Here is a 17,752-nt window from a genome sequence, read left to right as displayed (position 1 = left end):
TCCGCGGCGCATGCTCACCCGCGCAGCTCACTCGCGGCTGCCCGCACCGCGGTGAGCAGCCACTCGATATCGGATTCGGCCAGTATCGCCGGCGGCGTCAATCGCACCACCTCGCTCGCGTTGAGCGTGTGCGACACCACCACTCGATGCCGAAGCAGCGCCCGGGTCATCGCCATCGCCGCCCGTTGCCCGCTGAACTCGATCCCGATCAGTAAACCCACGCCACGCACCTCCCGCACCAGATCCGGGCACCCCGCCCGCATCGCCGCATCGATCTCGGGCAGCAAGCGAGCACCCACCACCCGGCTGCGCGCGACGAGATCCTCGTCCTCGAGCACCGACAGCGCACTCATCACCGCCACGGCCGCCACGGGATTCCCGCCGAAGGTCGAGGTGTGCAGGAACGGATCTCGATCCAGCGGCGCGTGCACCTGAGCGGTGGCCGCGACCGCGCCGACCGGCACCACACCGCCGCCGAGGATCTTGCCGCACAACAGGACGTCGGGCGTGACACCTGTGGCCGCACACCCCCACAGACTGCCCACCCGGCCCAGCCCGGTCTGAATCTCGTCCACGATCAACAAACCCTCGTGCCGATCGCACGCCGCGCGCACCGCCGCCAGATACCCGTCCGGCGGAATCCGCACGCCCCCTTCGGCTTGCACCGGTTCGACGATCACCGCCGCCGGTTCCCCCTGTGCCAGCGCCGCCGTGACCGCAGCGATGTCACCGAACGGCACATGCACGACGCCCGGCAGCAGCGCACCCACCGCGTCGCGGTACCGATCACGTCCGGTGACCGACAGCGCCCCCAACGTCTTGCCGTGAAAACCGTTGTCCATGGCGATAATCCGATGCCGACCCGACACCTTGGCCAGCTTGAGCGCCATCTCCACCGCTTCGGCCCCGGAATTGGTGAAGGTGAGGTGGTCGAGCCCGCCCGGGGTGACCGCGGCCAGCGCGCTCGCGGCGGCCACCATCGTGGGATCGGCCAGCAGATGCGACGCCAGCGGCCGCGTCCGCAGCTGCTCGGTCACCGCGTGCACGACCCGTGGATGACAATGCCCCAACAGAAACACCCCGTTACCGCCACACGACAGATACCGCACACCCTGGGCATCGGTGATATGACAGCCGGCACTGGAAATCTCGACGGGCGCCTTGATCATCCGCAGCAGCCGGCCCATACCGTCGCTGACATGACGGCGATGCCCGTCGAACACCGCCTCCGCCGCCACGTCTGCCTTCTCGGCCGCACCGCCGGTCGTCACGACGCCACCGTGTAGTCGGATGCCGCTGCGCCCACATAGGCGACGAACCCGTCCAGGAACCGTGTCAGCGCCGCTGCGCTCGTGCGCTCGATCCGGTACAGGCATTTGACGTGCAACCCGTCGGCCACGTCACCGAAATGGAATTCCACCGCGAACGGTGTCGCCGTGAACGCGACCTCCTCGTACGGCTCGACCTCGACACCGCTCAACTGCACGGTACGCCCGGGCACGTTCATGTACTCGACATCGATGGAACCGTACTCGAACAACACCTCCGGCTGCTGGCGACCCCCGCGCACACCGGGCGGCATCGGTACGGTGTGATACGGCACCTCCTGATTGGCGATCGCGTCGAACACCACCGTGCGCGCATGCCGCACCAGCTCACCGAAATCCCTGTCGGCCACCTCGATCGGCACGAGCAACAGATTGATCAGGAACCCCACGGTGCGGCGTACCCTCCGGTTGGACCGGTCGGCGAACACCGCTGGCAACAGCACCCGATCCTCCCCCGCGCAGCGCCCCAGATATCCGGCGAACGCCCCCAGCAGCACGGCGAAGAACGTCGAACGCTCCTGACGCGCGATCTCGCGCAGCACCCCGGCGAACGAGGCAGGCATCTCATAGCGCAACACTCCACGCTCCCCGCTACCCGCCGGCGCGGGATCCTCCAGCACCGCAGGCACACTCACCGGCTGCCCGACACCGAGCACTTCACGCCAGCGTGCCGTCTTCACCGCGAGCGCGCCGTCCTCGATACGCCGGCGCTGCCACTCGGCGACATCGATCGGATGCCACACCGGCGCCTCCGCCACCTCCTCGCTGCGACCGGTCCGCAAGTCGTAGAACGACTTCAGATCATCGGCGATCACCGCCATCGACCAGCCGTCGGTGACGATGTGATGCACATAGAGCACCAGCACCGACTCGGCCTCCGACAGCCGAAACAACCGAAAACGCACCGGCCACTGAGCGGCCAGGTCGAACCGCCGCCTGTACTCTTCCTCGACCGCACCCGCGAGATCCCCGGCCGCGACATCGACCACCCGCACAACATCGTCGGGTCGATCCGCGGCCGCGTGCACGAACTGGGTCAACTCATGACCCGATCGCGCGAACGTGCTGCGCAGCCCCTCGTGACGATCCACCACCGCCCCCGCCGCGGCGACCAGCGCGCCCACCTCGACGACCCCACGCAACCGGTACGCGCCACACACGTGTAGCGCTCCCCCGTCGCCACCGTATCGCTCGAGCAACCAGATCAACCGTTGCCCAGCCGACGCGACGCCCGACCGTTCGACAGCCATCAGGGCCTCCTCCCCGCCGTCCCACTGCCGGAGGACGACGCTCGCGGAACGGCACCGAGTCTACCCAAGAGTCTACGAGTTGCTCTGGAGCGCAGTTCATTTCGCGCACAACCAGCATGGCCGCAGACGACATCGGCCGATACAATCGGGCACGCCGAGAACCGACGACAAACCCGACATCGACATCGGCGCGTGCACACGGCGCCACACCAAGGGGGCGGCCGCTATGAGACGAATCCTGACCTGGCTCGACGAGCCCAACACCGCCACCGGAATACACGTCGCCCGACGCGACGACTGGGACGAGCGGCCCTACAGTACGCTCCGCGAACACGTCCACGCCGCAGCCCACCGCTACCTCGCCGCCGGGATCCGCCCCGGCGACGTGGTGTCGATCGTGCAACCGGCCGCCGACGCCTTCCTCATCGACTTCTTCGGCACGCTCCTGGCGGGCGCCACACCCAACCCGCTACCCCCGCTGCTGCCCATGCAGAGCGACACCACCTACCGCACCAAGATCACGCCACTGCTACAGGCCGCCCGGCCCGTACTCGTCTCCACCACACCACAACTGGCACCCCTGCTGGACCCCGCGGTCGCCACCATCGAAGGCGCGGCGATCATCGACCCGACCGCGACCGCCGCACCACACCGATCACTCCCCGGCTGCCAACCCGACGGTATCGGGTTGCTGCAATTCACCTCCGGCAGCAGCGGCACGCCCAAAGGCGTCCGGGTCACCGTCGCCAACCTCGAAGCCAACATCCACGCCATCGCCACCTGGCTCGGCGCCACCGACAACGACCGCGTCGCTACCTGGCTCCCGCCCTACCACGACATGGGCCTCATCGGCTGCCTCCTCGCACCCGTCACCCACGGCCTCACCATTCAGGCCATGACCCCGCTCCAGTTCATCCAGCATCCCCTGCGCTGGCTCGCCCGCTTCGGCCGTGACCACGCCACCATCACCGCAGCCCCGAACTTCGCACTGTCCCACCTGCTGTCGAAGGTTCACCCCCACGATCTCACCGGCCTGGACTTCCGCGGCTGGCGCAGCCTCATCATCGGCGCCGAACGAATCGACGCGACCGTCCTGCGCGCCCTGGTCGAGCTCCTCGGCCCGCACGGATTCGATGACACCACCCTGTGCCCCGCGTACGGGCTCGCCGAAGCCACCCTTGCCGTCACCGGCGTCCGACCCGGCGAGCCCGTGCAGCTGATCGAAACCCCGTACGGCACAAACGAACTCACCACGCCCGTGAACCTCATGTCCGCCCACCTCGATGACACCAGTCGCTGGCTCGTCGGCTGCGGGCACCCCCTCACCGAGGTAACCGTCGACATCGACACCCCTGCCCGGCGCACCCGCACCGGGGAAGTGAACGTCGGCGGGCCCGGCGTCGCCACCGGATACCAAACCGCGGCCGGACGAATTCCCCTGCGACACTCTACATCCGGTGCCCTCGCAACCGGCGACGTCGCCGCACTCGTGCACGGCCAGCTCTACCCCATCGGCCGCGTCGGAGACTCGGTCAAAGTCCGCGCCGTCACCGTCTTCGCCGAAGACATCGAAACCGCCGTCGCCGCCGGGTGCGCCCTCGACGGCAACCGCGTCGTCGCACTCACCGGACACGGCCAGCACGGGGTCGAGATCGGCGTCGTCATCGAAGACCGCCACATCGACCCCCGCCAAGTCCGCCACATCGTGCGCCGCAGCGTCGGCACGGACGCCCTCGTCCGCGTCTTCCGCGCCAAACGCGGCACCATCGAACGCACCACCAGCGGCAAACCCCGCCGGCGCATCATGTGGACTCGGCTACATCAAGGCGACTACGACACCTACGAACTGGCCGACGACGCCGTGCACTGACTCAACGCACCGACTCCGACGCCTCGACCGTCGGCACACGACCCGGCGTCAGAAACCCGGCCACCAGGACCGACACCACACACATGCCCACACACAGCCACAGCATCAACGCCATACCCGACACGAACGAGGACTGCACCCGCTCCACCAGATCCGGATTCCCGGCACCGAGCGCGACCCCTGCCGTCACATTGTCCCGAATCGGAGCAACATCGAATTCCCCCAATCCGCTGGTATACCCCGCCGCTACCACCGATGGCAGCACCGCAGCACCTATCGTGCCGCCCACTTGACGGAACACCTGAATCAACGCCGAGCCCGCACCGGCCTTGTCCACCGACACCGAACCGACAGCCATACTCAACGCAGTCGGCATGACGAAGCCCATCGCCGCACCCACCAGCGCAGTCCAGATCGCGGTGACCCAGTAGGCGGTGTCCACCGACGTCGTCGCACCGAGACCACAGGCGACACCCAGCAGCACGAACCCCACGATCAGCACCACCCGCGCCCCGTGCGCCTCTCGCAGCGAATCCGCCACCTTCGTCCCGACGATCAATCCGGCCATCATCGGCACCAGGCGCAACCCACTACCGAGGGCGTCGGCACCCAGCACAGCCTGAAAATACTGCGGCAGCACAAACAACAACCCGTACAAGGTGAACATCCCCACCGCCACGAACATCGAACCCGTGACGAACCCCCGACTGCGGAACAGGCCCAGATCGATCAACGGGTTCGCCGCCCGCGACTGCCACACCACAAAGACCGCCAGCACCAACAACCCCACCACCAGCGCTCCGGTCGACACCCGCTCGCCCCACCCTTGCTGACCGGCCCGAATGAACCCGTATGTCAGACACAGCAATCCTGCCGACGACAACACCACCCCGAGCACATCGATCGGCGCGCGGGTATCGCTACGAGACTCCGGAACGAACGCGATCACCGCGGCGGCACCGATCACCACCAGCGGGATGTTGATCAGGAACACCGACCCCCACCAGAAATGATTCAACAGCCAGCCGCCCAGAATCGGCCCCAACGGCAACCCCAACGCCGCCGCGGCCACCCAGATCGCGATCGCCCGTTCCCGCTGCGCCGCCTCGCTGAACAACACCGGCACCACCGCGATCGACAGCGGAATCATCACCGCCGCACCCAGACCCAGAAATCCACGCGCCGCGATCAACTGCCCCGGACTGTCGGCGAAACTACAGGCCACCGACGCGACCCCGAACACGACCAAGGCCCCCACTAGCAACCGCTTGCGCCCGAACCGATCCCCCAGTGACCCCGCGGGCAGCATCGCCCCCGCCAGCACCAACGTATAAGCGGTACTGAACCACTGCAACGCTGACGTCCCCGCGTCTAGATCCACCGCCAACGTCGGCAACGCGACCGTCAGAACCGTGACATCCAACCCGATAGTCAACGTCGCCAACGCCAGCGCCGCCAGCGCAATCCACCCGCGAACTACCTTCTGCGCCATGGCATCTCCTAGTCGGCCTAGGTAAACCCGTTGTTGCGCAACTATAGTCAGCGATTCACTCCAGTGGTAAGGCATTGGTGAACCGTCGACGGGGTCACCACGGAGGTCTCGCACCTGTACGGGATCCTGCGGTGGAACGACGCGGAACGGTCCTGGGACTGCCCGCCGCACGGCTCGCGCTTCGCGCCGGACGGCACGGTGCTGGAGGGACCCGCCACCAAGCCGCTCGCGCGCCGCGCTGTGTGCGCGAGGACATGTAGCGCCGCGGACGCTCAGAATTCGGCCGGTTTTCGCTCGATCGGGCGGGCGGTGTCGAGGATGGTGTCGACGGTCTCCGCGACGGTGAGCTCCGATGTGTCGAGCCACAGCCCGAGCCGGGGTGTGGTGTCCCGCAGTGCGGCGTCGAGTGCCGCGACCGTGAACGTGTCGTAGGCGTCCTTGCCGCGCGCCGCCTCGCGGGCGGCGATCGCCTCGCGGCTCGGTGCGAGCACCACCACGTACAACGGATCGGTGCGGATCCGGTCGACGGTGTACGGCAGGAACTCGCCGAGCACCACGTCCTGCAGGACCGCGGTGAAGCCCGCGGCGGCGTACTCGTCGGCGACCGACGCGGCGAGCCGGTGGCGCAGCCGAAGCTGATCGAGCGCGGCCGCCGACGGCTCCTGGCTCATCTCCGCACGGCCGCTCACCACGAATCTGCGGAAGGTGTCCCCGCGCACGTGCGCCGAACGGGGCAGGCGCTCGGCGAGCGCTTGCGCCACCGTGGATTTGCCCGCGGCTTGAATACCGGTGATCAGATAGACGGCGGAGGCCATCCGGCCATGATCGCAGACCTCAGGCCGGCTCGGCGGTAAGGGTGATGGTGGTCCAGGCGCCGACGTGGACGCGGTCGCCGCTGCGCAGCGCGACCGGCTGCTCCGCGGGGATGAGATCATCGCTGTCGTTGAGGCTGGTGCCGTTGGTGGAGCCCAGATCGGTGACGGTGAGACCGGTCGGGGTCAGATGCAGCAGCGCGTGGGCGCGGGAGACGCCCGCGTCGGCGGGAGCGATGCCGAGATCGATATCGGGGTGCAGACCCTGTGAGACGCTGCGCTTGCCGATCAGGATCTCGCTGCCCTGCAAGGTGATTCGGCGCGGCGGATAGTAGGCGGGAAACTCGACGCGGTCCGCGTCGGGCCCCTCGCGCGCCAGCACGCGGTTGTAGAAGGCGCGATCGGCGGTGACCGTGGCGATCCACGTCACCGGCGATACCCGCACCGTCGCGGGCTCGGCGGCCACCGGTCTCGAGGACGGGTCGGGTGCGGGCGGATCGGGCAACGGCGACAGGGCCGAATCGTGACCGCAGGCCTCGCAGAAGCGTCCGCCGCTCGGCGCACCGCAGGCCGGGCAGCGCGGCGCGGCCACCGTCGTCGGCGGCTCCCCGACCGGCGCTCCGCACACATCGCAGTAGTCGAGCGCCGTCGAACGGTGTCCTTCGGGGCAGGTCACCATCAGGACTCCTTGCGGACCCGCGCGGTCTTGGTCGAGCGAGCGTCCAACGCCATCTCGTCGGCGGCCGCGACGCGGGACCGCAGCCGGACGGTGCCGTTGCGCTCGTCCACCTCGACCACCCCGCGCAACAGCTTCGCGGTGCTCTCGTTGCCCGATTCCGCGGCCAGCTGCACCGCGCGCCGCAATTTGGCCGTCGCCGTCTCCACATCGCCGTTCTTACGGGCTGTCAGACCCTCCTGCACCGCGTCGGCCAACTCGGCCTGGCCGGTGTAATGCGCGACGCGCCTGCTGATCCGGGCCGACAGCTCGGTCTCGGTGGTCCACACCGCCCGCACGAGCCCCTGCCCGACCACCTCGTCGCCGGCGAGCACGCTGACCCGCGCCGCGAGCTTCTCCCGGCCCGGCGCGGCGGGCTCCACCCGTACCTGCACGTGATAATCCCGTTCCTCGGCGCCCCAGGCCCCGAGCGGATACTCGCCCACCTGCGCGCCCGCCTCGACGCGGCGGGCCGTGAGATCCTCGATGGCGGGCGCGACCTGCTTGACGAAACGCACCGTCGCCCCGGCCGGAGTCCACACACGCAGCGTCAGTTCGGGAATCGCCTTCGCCATGGCGTTGTGGGTCATCGCCGCGAAATCGGCGGCCAGGTGCGCGGGATCGGCGACGATGTCGACGGTGCCGTGCAACGCCGAGGCGATGGCGCGCAATTCGTCCACCCGCCAATCGGTTCCGACGCCACGGCAGTCACAGGTGAACACGCCCTCGGACTGGGCGATCTCGGCGGCCAGGGATTCCGGGGACTCGTGCTCGTTCTTGCCGTCGGTGAGCAAGATGGCGTGCACCATGGCGCCTTCGTGCTTCTTGGCCAGCTGCCGGGCCAAGCCGAGCCAGGTGCCCATGGCGGTGCCACCGTCGGCGCGCAGCTTGTCGAGCTTTCGGCGCGCCGCCGCGCGTGTGTTCGCGTCCGCGGGCAGCGAGGGCACGTCGGTGGGAAAGACCAGGCGGGCCATGGACGTGCCCTGCACGATCGCGAAGCGGGTGCCGTCGGGCAGCGCGTCCAGCGCCGCCATGGCGGCGCCGCGGGCGCCTTCGAGCTTCTTGGCGTTGCCCATCGATCCCGAACAGTCGATGATCAGGATCTCCACCCGCTCCGGCGGCGGCCCGGCGGCGACGAAATCGGCGCCGGTCTCCACGGTGACCACCGCGTCGACCGTGCTCACGCCTTCCGCGAGGTACTCGTTCTGGTCGACGATCACCGAGATGCCGTTGTCGGCAACAGAATTCACAGTACTTCTCCTGGCTGGTCGATCAGGGCACCCGCGCGAGCGCGACGGTGATGTTGTCGCTGCCCCCGCTGCGCAGGGCGAATTCGACGAGGTCGCGGGCCGCCCGCATCGGCTCGGCCGCTGTCGCCAGCGCGGCGAGCCCGTGCGCGTCGGGCTGGTAGTTCCACAGTCCGTCGCTGCACAGGAGGAGCAGGCCGGGACCTCGGGTGCGGAAGGCGCGCACGCAGGTGTCCGACCACGGACGTTCGCCGGAGTCCGCGCCGAGCCAGCGCAACAGCGTGTGCGCCCTGGGGTCCTTCATGGCGGTCTGCTCGTCCATCGCGCCCGCGTCGACCAGGGCCTGAGCCCACGAGTCGTCGACGGTGAGCCGTTGCGAGGGCGGGATGTCGGGCGCGCCGGGTGCGGGCACGAGCCAATACGCGCGGCTGTCACCGACATTCGCGACCGTGATCTCGACCGTGTCGGCGTCGTAGCCGCGCACGATCGCCGAGACGTACGTGCAGGAGGGAGCGTGGGTCTCGTCCTCCGCGATATCGCGGACCGCTTGTGCCGCGGCGGCCAGTCCGGCCAGCGCGGCATCGGGCGCGTCGCGGCCTTCGGCGAGCGCGGTGAGCGCCGCGTCCACACCCGAGCGGGACGCCGTGCCGGAGGCGGCCTGCGGATCCTCGGAGGTGGAGACGCCGTCGCACACCACGATGACGACGGTTTGCGGCCCGGCGGCGCCGTCCACCACGGCGGCGGCGACCGAGTCCTCGTTGCGCGCGTGCGCGATGCCGCGGTCGGTGGCCACGCACACCGCGCCCAAATCGGCCTCGAAACGGTCACGCGGGGCCAGCAATTGGCCGCAGCCGCGACAGTAGCCGTCGGCGTCGTACTGCTGCGCGCCGCACGCGTCGCACGGGCGCGGCGGCGCGGACTCGGATTCCGGGTGCGGCAGCGCGACCCGGCGCGCGCTGAGTTCGCGACCGCAGGCTTCGCAGTACCGATCGGTGACCGAGACGCTCTCCTGGCAGTCGGGGCAGCGCGGCGAGGTAGGCGGCGGCGCGGCGGGCGTCGCCAGTGGCATGGTCGGCACGGTGTCCGCCGGGGAGGTCGTAGGGGCGCTCACAGATGGGGTCACGTCGGCACTCACGGTCGAAGTCGGTTGGTCGGGTGGGTTCGGCGCCGCGCTGGGCTCGGCGGCTGAGCCGGGATCGTCGGGCGGGTTCGGCTCGGCGGGTTCTGCGGGTTCGCCGCTCCGCTCGCGGTTCACAGCGTGGTCCTCGGGCGGATGGCGTTGGCGCGGTCCACCAACTCGAAACGGGTCCACATATCGTCGGTTTCGCGCGCCAGGTCGCGGTAGCAGCGCTCCAATCCGGTGCGCACACCTTCGTGGTCGAGCGAGACGCCGAGCAGCGGCGCGTGATTCGTCGCCGCCCTGCCGCCGCTCAGCCAGGCCAGCGCGGCGTCCAAGACCCGCATGCGCACCTCGGCCCCGCGGCGTTTGGAGTCGAGCGCCAGCGCGCCGACCCGGCCGCCCGCATCGCGCAGCACCGACTCGTTCAGCTCGGCAGCCGTGCGCTCGGCGAGCAAGGCGTCCACCGCGGCCACGCGCGCCTCGGTGTGCAGCGACGAGGATCGGTCGACCTGGTCGAGGACGGCGACCGCGCCATCGCGGTCGCCCGCGCCGCGGCGCACCCGCGCCAGGCCGAACACCGCGGCGGGGAAGGCGCGGTCGGTGCGCCAGACGGTGTCGTAGTAGCGCGCCGCGACGGCTCCGTCGCCGGCGAGTTCGGCTACCGCGGCCAGCGCCAGCTTGGGCGCCGGTTCACCGGGTAGCGCGGCGTAGACGGCCTCGAATTCGGCCCGGGCCGCGGCGAAATCGCGGGCGAGCAGCCCGGCCTGGCCGCGATACCAGGCCAGTCGCCAGTCGCCGGGCAGCCGGTCGGCGAGCTCGGTGAGCCTGCGCTCGGCCTGCGCCGGGTCGCCGATGTCCAGGGCGGCGCGCACCAGGCGCAGTGGGATCTCCACCGATTCGGCGCGGCCGGTGACCACCGAACGCAGGCCGTCGGCGAAGGCGCGTTCCAGTTCCTCCGGCGTCGTCCCCGCCGTGGTGGCGAGCAGCGCGGCACCGCTGTCGCCCGGATCCACCAGCGGCACCGGCAGACCGGCGACGACGTCCTCGGGCGCGACCGCGGAGCCGACGCCGAAGACCGCGCGCGGCGGCCCGAGATACGCCGACATGCCGGGGCGCGGCGACCCGTCGTCGGCGCTGAGCACCTCGCGCAGCACGCCGGTCAGCTGGTCGGTCATCTCCTCCATCGAGGCGAACCTGGCCTCGGGATCGGCGTCGACGGCGCGGAGCAGGAACCGGTGCAGCGAGTCGTAGCGGGCGAGCAAGGGTTCGGCGTCCGGTCCCGGCAGCGCGCTGAAATGCCCGTCCTCCTGCGGGATGTGCATGATCAGCACGGCCAGCGTGCGGCCGACGCTGTACACCTCGGTCGCGACCGTCGGCCCGGTGGTCGCGATCTCCGGCGCCTGATATCCGATCGTGCCGTAGATGGCGCTGTCCTGATCGTCCATGGCGATCACCGCGCCGAGATCGATGAGCTTGAGTTGCTCATCGGTCTGCATCACGTTGTCGGGCTTGAAGTCGCAGTAGGCGAGCCCGAGCGAGTGCAAGTGTCCGAGTGCGGGCAGCATCTCCAGAATGTAGGCGATGGCCTGCGGCACGGGCAGGTAACCACCGTCGGTGTCGCGTCGTTTGCGCAGGATCTGCTTCAACGAGGTGCCGCCGACGAACTCCATGACGATGTAGCCGACGGCGACGCCGTCCGCTCCGGCGTGCTCGACGAAGTTGAAGATCTTGACGATGCTCGGATGCTCGACCTCGGCCAGGAACCGCTTCTCGGCGACCGCCGCCGCCATGGCGTCCAGGTCACCGGAATTGAGCAGACCCTTGAGCACCACCCAGCGATTGCCGACATTGCGGTCGGTGGCCAGGTAGATCCAGCCCAAGCCGCCGTGCGCCAGGCAACCGACCACCTCGTACTGGCCGCCGACGAGATCGCCGCCGGAGAGCTTGGGTGCGAAGGAGAAGTGGGTGCCGCAGTTCGGGCAGAAGCCTTCGGTGCGGCCGGGTGCGCCCTCGCGTCCTCGGCCCACCGGGCGCTCGCAGGCGCCGCAGAAACGCTTCGGCTCGGCAACCATCGGGTCGGCCAGGATCGCCGAGCTCGGGTGGATCCGGGGCACTCGCGGCACTTCGACCAGTCCGGCGCCGAGCCGTCCGCGCGCGCTGGACTTCGACGACGCGGAGCGACCGGTGCGCACCGAGCGGGTGGAGCCCCTGGTCCCCGGCCCGGTGGTCCGGGCCGAGGCGGCGACCGTTCCGGTCGCCGCGGGCGCGGTGCCGCAGGTGTCGCAGTAGCCGCCGGATATCGTACCGTCGCAGCCTGGTTCGGTGCAGGCGTCGGCGCGCGCGGACGGTGACTCGATCGCCTCCGGCGCGGTGATCTCCGGCGCGGCGACAGCGGGTGCGGTGCCGCACACCGTGCAATAACCGTCCTCGACCGGCCCGTCGCAGCCGGGTTCGGTGCAGGTCATGATCTCCTCCCCGCTCTTTCCGCGATGAGTCGCTGGTAGTCGGCGATCGCGCGGGTGGCCGCCGCGAGATCGCACGGGCGGTACGACAGCAGCTCGGTCGCGCGCTTCTCCCGTGCCGCCAGCTCGTCGTCCGCGCCGACGCCCAATCGGGCGGCCTTGGCCCGATAGGCCGCGAGCCGCCCGCGCAGCTCGGCGCGGCGGTCGAGCAAGCCTTGGGCGAGTTCTGCCGCGCCTGCGGCCGCTGCGCTTGCCGTGGCGATCCGGCGGCGCAGCTCGTGCAACGCCGCGCCCGCGCCCGGCGTGGCAGCGAGGGCGGCCAATTCGCCGCCGAGCGCCCGGTGCGCCGTCTCGAGCACGGGCAACGGACCGGTGCGGATCTTGCGCTCGGCTTCCGCACGCGCGCGTTCGGCGCGCGCCTCCGTTTCGGCGAGCGCGGTCAGCCTGTCGCGGGTCGCCGCCACGGCGGCATCCCAGTTCGCGGTGATCGACGCCAGTTCGGCGAGCAGGTCCGAAGCGCGGTCCAGGCGGGTGCCGATATCGGCCAGGCGAGCGTCGATCTCGGGCGGTGTCAGCGCCAGCGGATCGGTGGCGGATCGGCGCAACAGCTCGGCGATCGCCTCGCCGATGTCCCGCAGTTCCGTGGTGACCGCGCCCGCCTGGTCCACCCGAGCCTGAAGCGGCGCGAGCCCGGACATCACCCTGTCGTTGACCGCGCCGACCTCGTCGAGGAAGGCGGCGATCCGGGGAAAGGTCGCGCGCATGCGGTCCACCGTGTCGGCCAGGCCGACGAACAGCACCCGTTCGCCTGGGCCGGTGAGCGAGCGCTGTGCCAGGGGAATCGGTGTGCGGGAGGCCTCGTGCGGCCGCCCGTGCAGCAGCCGGGTCAGCTCGGCGCGCGCCTCGGCGTCCAGCCGGGACCGGGCGCCGCGCACGGTGCGCGCCGCGTCCAGGATGGCTTGCAGCCGGGCCAGGTCCTGCCACATCAGGTCGAGCTCGGCGCGGATCGGCGTCCACCGGCGTTCGGTGAGACCCGTCGGCGGAAAACGGCGCAGCAGGGTCAGGCCGGGATGGCGGTCCAATTCCAGCAGTGTGGCGGTGATCGCGTCGAATTGGGCGGTGCGGGCGGCCAGTTCGCGATCGATCTCGGCGAGGGTGAGCGGCTGCATGGTCGCCCGGATCACGCGGTGTACCGGGTTTCCGGCGGGCCGGGCGAGGGACCGAGAACGCTCAGGTGCGCGGCGTAGATCCGCTGCCAGGTGCCGTCCGCCCGCATGCGTTCGAGCACCGCGTTGACGAAACGCACCAGCTCCGGCGCGCCCTTGGCCATCCCGATGGCGTAGGCGCCGGAGCCGATGGGTTCGCCGACCACCTCGAGATTCCGGTCCTGCGCGACCAGACCGTGCAGAATCGGGTCGTCGGCGCTGATCGCGTCCACGTGGCCCTGTTGCAGCGCGGCCAGACAGTCGGTCCAGTTGGTCACGCCGAAGACGGTGAGCCGCTTGGGCAGCGCGAACAGCGGGCCGGACGCGGTCGTTCCCCTGGCCACGCACACCCGCTTGCCGCCGAGATCGGCGCTGGACCTGATGCCGGAGTTCTTGGGCGCCAGAACGCGCTGCGCCGCACGGTAGTAGACGGCGGAGAAGTCCACGTCGCGGCGGCGCTCGCAGGTGGCGGAGAAGGTGCGCACGATCAGGTCGACCTTGTTCTCGCGCAGCGCGGAGATGCGCTCCTCGGCGGTCACCGAGCGCAGTTCGATCCGGTTGGGGTCGCCGAACAGCGCCCTGGCGATCTCCCTGGCGATGTCGATGTCGAAGCCCTCGAGCTCGTTGGTGGTCGGGTTGCGGAAACCGAACAGGTAGGTGTTCTGGTCGACGCCGACCCGGACCCGCCCATTGGCCACGATCGCGGCCATCGGCGATCCCGCGGGCATCGCGCCCGGCGGCGGCAGCGGCCCCGGCCGCAGGCTGGCCTCGGCGTCGCATTCGTCCTCGGCTTGCCCGGGCGTGGTGATCGGGGCGAACTCGGGCGGAGCCGGATTCACCGCCGCGGCGGGCGGCGTCGCGGGCACGGAGGCGTCGGTACTGCACGCGGCGAGCAGCGGGCCGACCGCGACCAGGGCGACGACCAGCGCGCACAGCCGTCTTCTCACAGGAACTCCTTCAGCCGCGGCCACAGTCCGACGACGGCGGCGCCCGCCGCGAACAGCATCAGCAGCAGGACTCCGGAGGGGCTCCAGGTCAGTGCGTCACCGGCGGCGTCCATACCGCCGCGCAGATCGCTGCGCACCCGCTGCACGTCCGCGCGCAGGGATTCGTCGAGTTCGGCGAATCGGGTCGCCGAGGTCTCCGGTCCCGCGCCGATGGCCTGATCCACGGCGGCCGGATAGTCGGCCGCCTGGTACGCCGCGAGCTGACGGCGGTGACCGGACGTCCAGCCCTCGAAGCGCAGGGCTGCGGGCGAATCGGAGCCGGTGACCTGCGAGAGGCGATCGCGCAACGCCGCGGTGTGGCGATTGAACGTCTCCTCCCCGGCCGCGATATCGCCACGGGTGACCAGCTGCAAAGTCTCCGCCGTACGCGCCTGCTGCGCCAGAATCCGTGCCTCGGCCAGGGTTTGGAAGCGAACCGCCGCACCGTCGCGTCCGGTCTCCAATGCCGTCGCGGCCACCGAGGTCGCGAGCACCGTCCATATCAGCGCGACACCTGCCGCGGCCGCCGCGACCACGAGTCCCGGATTGACCCGCCGGTTGGTCCGGCGCAGCAGCACGAAAGAGCCCGCGCCGCAAGCGATGAGCACCAGCAACAGCGTCGTGATCGTGGTGAACGGCAACGCGCCGATCGCTCGCTGGTCCTGGTGCACGGCGGCGAAACGCAGCGCGCTGAGCTCCTCGGCGTTCTTCAGCAGCGAGTCCTGCATGATGTCGGAGGCCTCGCGCAGGTAGGCCGAGCCGACCGGGAAGCCCTGCCGATTGTTCGCCCGCGCGGTCTCGACCAGCCCCGTGTACGCGGGCAATTCGGCGCTGATGGCCGCCACGATGCGGCGGGTCCGTTCGTCGGAGGCGCCCGCGGTGGCCTGCGCGAGCGCGTCGGCCGCGTCGGCGAGTGCCTGCTGGTATCGGGCGCGCACCTGCGGTGTCTCGATACCGCCGGTCAGGAAGGCCTCCGCCGCGGCCGCGTCGGCCGCCGAGAGCGAGACGTACAGGTTCTGCGCCGCGTAAGCCAGTGGTTCGGTGCCTGCGAGGGCGGCGTCGCGCCGATCGATCTTGCCGCTCAGCTGGTTTGCTCCGGTGAAGCCCGCGAGCAGGCACAGCGTGACCGTCACCAGTGCGAGCGCACCGATCAGACCTGGTGTCGTGCGCGCGAAGCGTCGCACCCACGCCGCCCCGTCGCGCGCGGTCGCCGGAAGGCGAGGTCCCACACCGTCCCCCCTTCGTCTACCCGGCCGGTGTCTCCGCACGCGATAGTACGGTAGGCCGCTGCGTTGCGCTCCCCCTTGCTTTCTCGCTCTCGCGACCGCACAGCAACGACCACCGTCCGGCCGCCGCCGCCGGGTCTCAGTCGTCGCCGCCGAGCGCGCGGAAACTCAGGTAACTCGGGTTGTCCGGACGCAGCAGAACGCGCTGACCCGCGATCTGGCGCTGCTTCCACGGCGGGATCAGGTGACGGGGTGAACTGGTGCGGCTCACCGAGATTCGCAACCGGTGCCCGGCACGGAGCAGGGCCTCGGTGGGGTTGATCTCGATGTCGATCTCGAAAGCGAGGCCCGGTTCCACCGGTTGCGCGGAATCGGCGGTCATGGGGTGCACGGCGAAAAGCAGCTCGCCCTCGGCGTAGTAGCTGTCGGCCGAGTCGACCGCGCGCAGTGTGGACAGCAGCGCACCGCGGGTGAGCGGCACCGAGGCGCCGTCGGGCCGCACGTCGCACACGATGACCGACCAGAATGCGTCGGCGCCGTCGGCCGTCGCGAGCAGGTGCAGATTCATCGGACCGGAGAGCACCGTATCGGTGGCGAACGGCGCGCTCGTGAAGGTGAGCGCGGTGGCCTCGCTGCGCCGGTCGTCGTTGCCGAAACGGTCGCCGAACAGCAGCGCGACGCCCATCGTCATCACCGCGGTGTTGTTGGAGGCCGCGCTGACCCGGCCGGTCGGCACCGGCAGGGACAGCTCGGTATCGGTTGGCGCGGAGGATAATCCGCCGTCCAGCGCGGCGTGCCCCGCGGTGCCGCTCGGCACGTCGGTCAGATAGAGCCTGCGTACGCCCGTCGCCGGGTCGGGAAACTCGGCGCGCTGCACCCACCGCCCGTCGCCCTGCCTGCGCACCGTGACCGGTCCGTACCCGTCGATGCCGTTGTCGATGCCCTTGACCCACCGGTCGAAGAACGCGCACTGGAGTTCGTCGAGCGCCTGCGGGTTGCCCGGATCGCCGAAGCCGGAGCCGGGCGTGAGATGGTAGGAGTCGTCCACCAGGACCTGCTTGGGTCCCGGCGCGACCGGAATACGGTCGTAGATGCGGAAATTCGACCGGTTGTAGACGTCGTGCCAGCCGCCGTGGATCCAGGTGGGCACGTCGATCTCCTCGAAATGGGCCAGCCGCGCCGCCCATTCCGGATTGAGATAGCCGTCGGGATGGTCGATGTCGAGGGCGATCCGCAGCGCCCTGCGCACCCAGTCCGAGCGCGCGGTGACGCGATCGCGCAGATAGTGGCCCAGCAGCCCGTTGCGCACCAGGCCGGGCAGCGCGGGAACGCGTCCGGCCCCGTGCACGAACAGGATCCACGCGAGCATGCCCGGCGTGGGCACACCGCCGGTGAGCCCGAGTTCGCGCACCGGGTTCTCGCCCGCCTCGATGGCGAACACCGCGGTGAGGCCCTCCGGGCGCAGGCCCGCCGTGATGAGCGCCGAGATCGCGCCGTAGGAGAGTCCGGTCACCGCGACGCGCCCGTCGCACCATGGCTGCGCGCGGACCCATTCGAGCACCTCGAGGTAGTCGCGCTGTTCGCGGGGGCCGAAGAAATCCCAGGTGCCGGTGGAACTTCCGGTGCCGCGCACGTCCACCATCAGTCCCACGTACCCGCGCGAGACGGCGGTGCGGTTGATCGCGAACGGCTCCAAGATCCCGCCCGCCGGGGTGCGCAGCACGTCGCGTGCCGTCATCCTGCCTCGGTCCGACGGTGCGACACGCATCGCCAGCGCGCGCAGCGCCCGATTCGCGCGCATACCGTGCCGGTTGAGCATCTTGTTGTAGGCGGTGAAGTTGATCAGCGCCGGGAGCGGCTCGGCGGTCGGCCCGGACCGGTCGCCGGGACGCAGGACGTCGGCGCTGAGCACGGCGCCGTCCGACATCGGGATCGGAATCGTCGAGGACGCATGTAGTTTCGGGTAGCGCGCCGGCCCTATGTCGAAACGTGCGTCCGGCGGCGCGCCGGTAGCGCTGGTCAGCGGCTCGACCATGGCG

The 17,752-nt window shown here is 70.4% G+C and carries 13 protein-coding genes and 1 pseudogene; 2 read left to right on the top strand and 12 right to left on the bottom strand.

Annotation, left to right across the window (positions count from 1 at the left end; genetic code table 11):
• Positions 1-14: 14 nt before the first annotated feature.
• Together AC3ERS_RS09215 and AC3ERS_RS09210 are read right to left on the bottom strand one after the other, a co-directional pair.
• Entirely contained in the window at positions 15-1,271 is a 1,257-nt protein-coding gene (locus AC3ERS_RS09215) for an aspartate aminotransferase family protein (RefSeq protein ID WP_431965534.1), read from the bottom strand.
• The gene (locus AC3ERS_RS09210; RefSeq protein WP_431965532.1) at positions 1,268-2,578 is read right to left on the bottom strand and encodes a condensation domain-containing protein; all 1,311 of its coding nucleotides are present in this window, start codon (positions 2,576-2,578) and stop codon (positions 1,268-1,270) included. Before AC3ERS_RS09210 ends, AC3ERS_RS09215 begins: the two co-directional genes overlap by 4 nt.
• 226 nt (positions 2,579-2,804) lie before the next feature.
• Between AC3ERS_RS09210 and AC3ERS_RS09205 the strand changes: the two genes are divergently transcribed.
• Positions 2,805-4,448, top strand: coding sequence for an AMP-binding protein (locus tag AC3ERS_RS09205; protein WP_431965530.1), 1,644 nt, complete (start codon positions 2,805-2,807; stop codon positions 4,446-4,448).
• A 1-nt stretch (position 4,449) separates the two neighbouring features.
• Here AC3ERS_RS09205 and AC3ERS_RS09200 read toward each other — a convergent pair whose 3' ends face one another.
• Positions 4,450-5,940 carry an MFS transporter gene (locus AC3ERS_RS09200; RefSeq protein ID WP_431965528.1) on the bottom strand — a complete coding sequence of 497 codons (1,491 nt, stop codon included), beginning with the start codon at positions 5,938-5,940 and terminating at the stop codon, positions 4,450-4,452.
• Between the two features lie 81 nt (positions 5,941-6,021).
• Between AC3ERS_RS09200 and AC3ERS_RS09195 the strand changes: the two are divergent.
• A pseudogene (locus AC3ERS_RS09195) lies at positions 6,022-6,171 on the top strand (Rieske (2Fe-2S) protein); the annotation flags it as partial.
• 41 nt (positions 6,172-6,212) lie between these two features.
• Here AC3ERS_RS09195 and AC3ERS_RS09190 read toward each other — a convergent pair.
• The 9 genes from AC3ERS_RS09190 to AC3ERS_RS09150 form a co-directional block, all read right to left on the bottom strand.
• Positions 6,213-6,755 (bottom strand): AAA family ATPase, encoded by a 543-nt coding sequence (locus AC3ERS_RS09190; RefSeq protein WP_431965526.1) that lies wholly within the window; start codon positions 6,753-6,755, stop codon positions 6,213-6,215.
• 19 nt (positions 6,756-6,774) lie between these two features.
• Complete coding sequence (locus AC3ERS_RS09185; RefSeq protein ID WP_431965524.1) at positions 6,775-7,431, bottom strand: double zinc ribbon and FHA domain-containing protein; 657 nt, start codon at positions 7,429-7,431, stop codon at positions 6,775-6,777.
• A complete protein-coding gene (locus AC3ERS_RS09180; RefSeq protein ID WP_431965522.1) occupies positions 7,431-8,717 on the bottom strand; it encodes a vWA domain-containing protein in 1,287 nt (428 codons plus the stop codon). The genes AC3ERS_RS09185 and AC3ERS_RS09180 overlap by 1 nt, the downstream gene beginning before the upstream one ends.
• A 22-nt stretch (positions 8,718-8,739) precedes the next feature.
• Complete coding sequence (locus AC3ERS_RS09175) at positions 8,740-9,783, bottom strand: double zinc ribbon domain-containing protein (protein WP_431965520.1); 1,044 nt, start codon at positions 9,781-9,783, stop codon at positions 8,740-8,742.
• 182 nt (positions 9,784-9,965) lie between these two features.
• Positions 9,966-12,299, bottom strand: coding sequence for a serine/threonine-protein kinase (locus tag AC3ERS_RS09170; protein WP_431965518.1), 2,334 nt, complete (start codon positions 12,297-12,299; stop codon positions 9,966-9,968).
• Complete coding sequence (locus tag AC3ERS_RS09165; RefSeq protein WP_431965516.1) at positions 12,296-13,480, bottom strand: hypothetical protein; 1,185 nt, start codon at positions 13,478-13,480, stop codon at positions 12,296-12,298. Before AC3ERS_RS09165 ends, AC3ERS_RS09170 begins: the two co-directional genes overlap by 4 nt.
• Positions 13,477-14,448: a glutamate ABC transporter substrate-binding protein gene (locus AC3ERS_RS09160; RefSeq protein ID WP_431965514.1), complete on the bottom strand. Its 972-nt coding sequence runs from the start codon at positions 14,446-14,448 to the stop codon at positions 13,477-13,479. The genes AC3ERS_RS09165 and AC3ERS_RS09160 overlap by 4 nt, the downstream gene beginning before the upstream one ends.
• Positions 14,445-15,716, bottom strand: coding sequence for a hypothetical protein (locus AC3ERS_RS09155; protein WP_431965512.1), 1,272 nt, complete (start codon positions 15,714-15,716; stop codon positions 14,445-14,447). The genes AC3ERS_RS09160 and AC3ERS_RS09155 overlap by 4 nt, the downstream gene beginning before the upstream one ends.
• A gap of 136 nt (positions 15,717-15,852) precedes the next feature.
• Positions 15,853-17,748 carry a CocE/NonD family hydrolase gene (locus tag AC3ERS_RS09150; RefSeq protein WP_431965510.1) on the bottom strand — a complete coding sequence of 632 codons (1,896 nt, stop codon included), beginning with the start codon at positions 17,746-17,748 and terminating at the stop codon, positions 15,853-15,855.
• Positions 17,749-17,752: the final 4 nt, after the last annotated feature.

This window comes from Nocardia sp. bgisy134 (assembly GCF_057708325.1).
The sequence above is the reverse complement of the archived record's forward strand: the minus strand, read 5'-3'. Positions and strand labels throughout refer to the sequence as shown.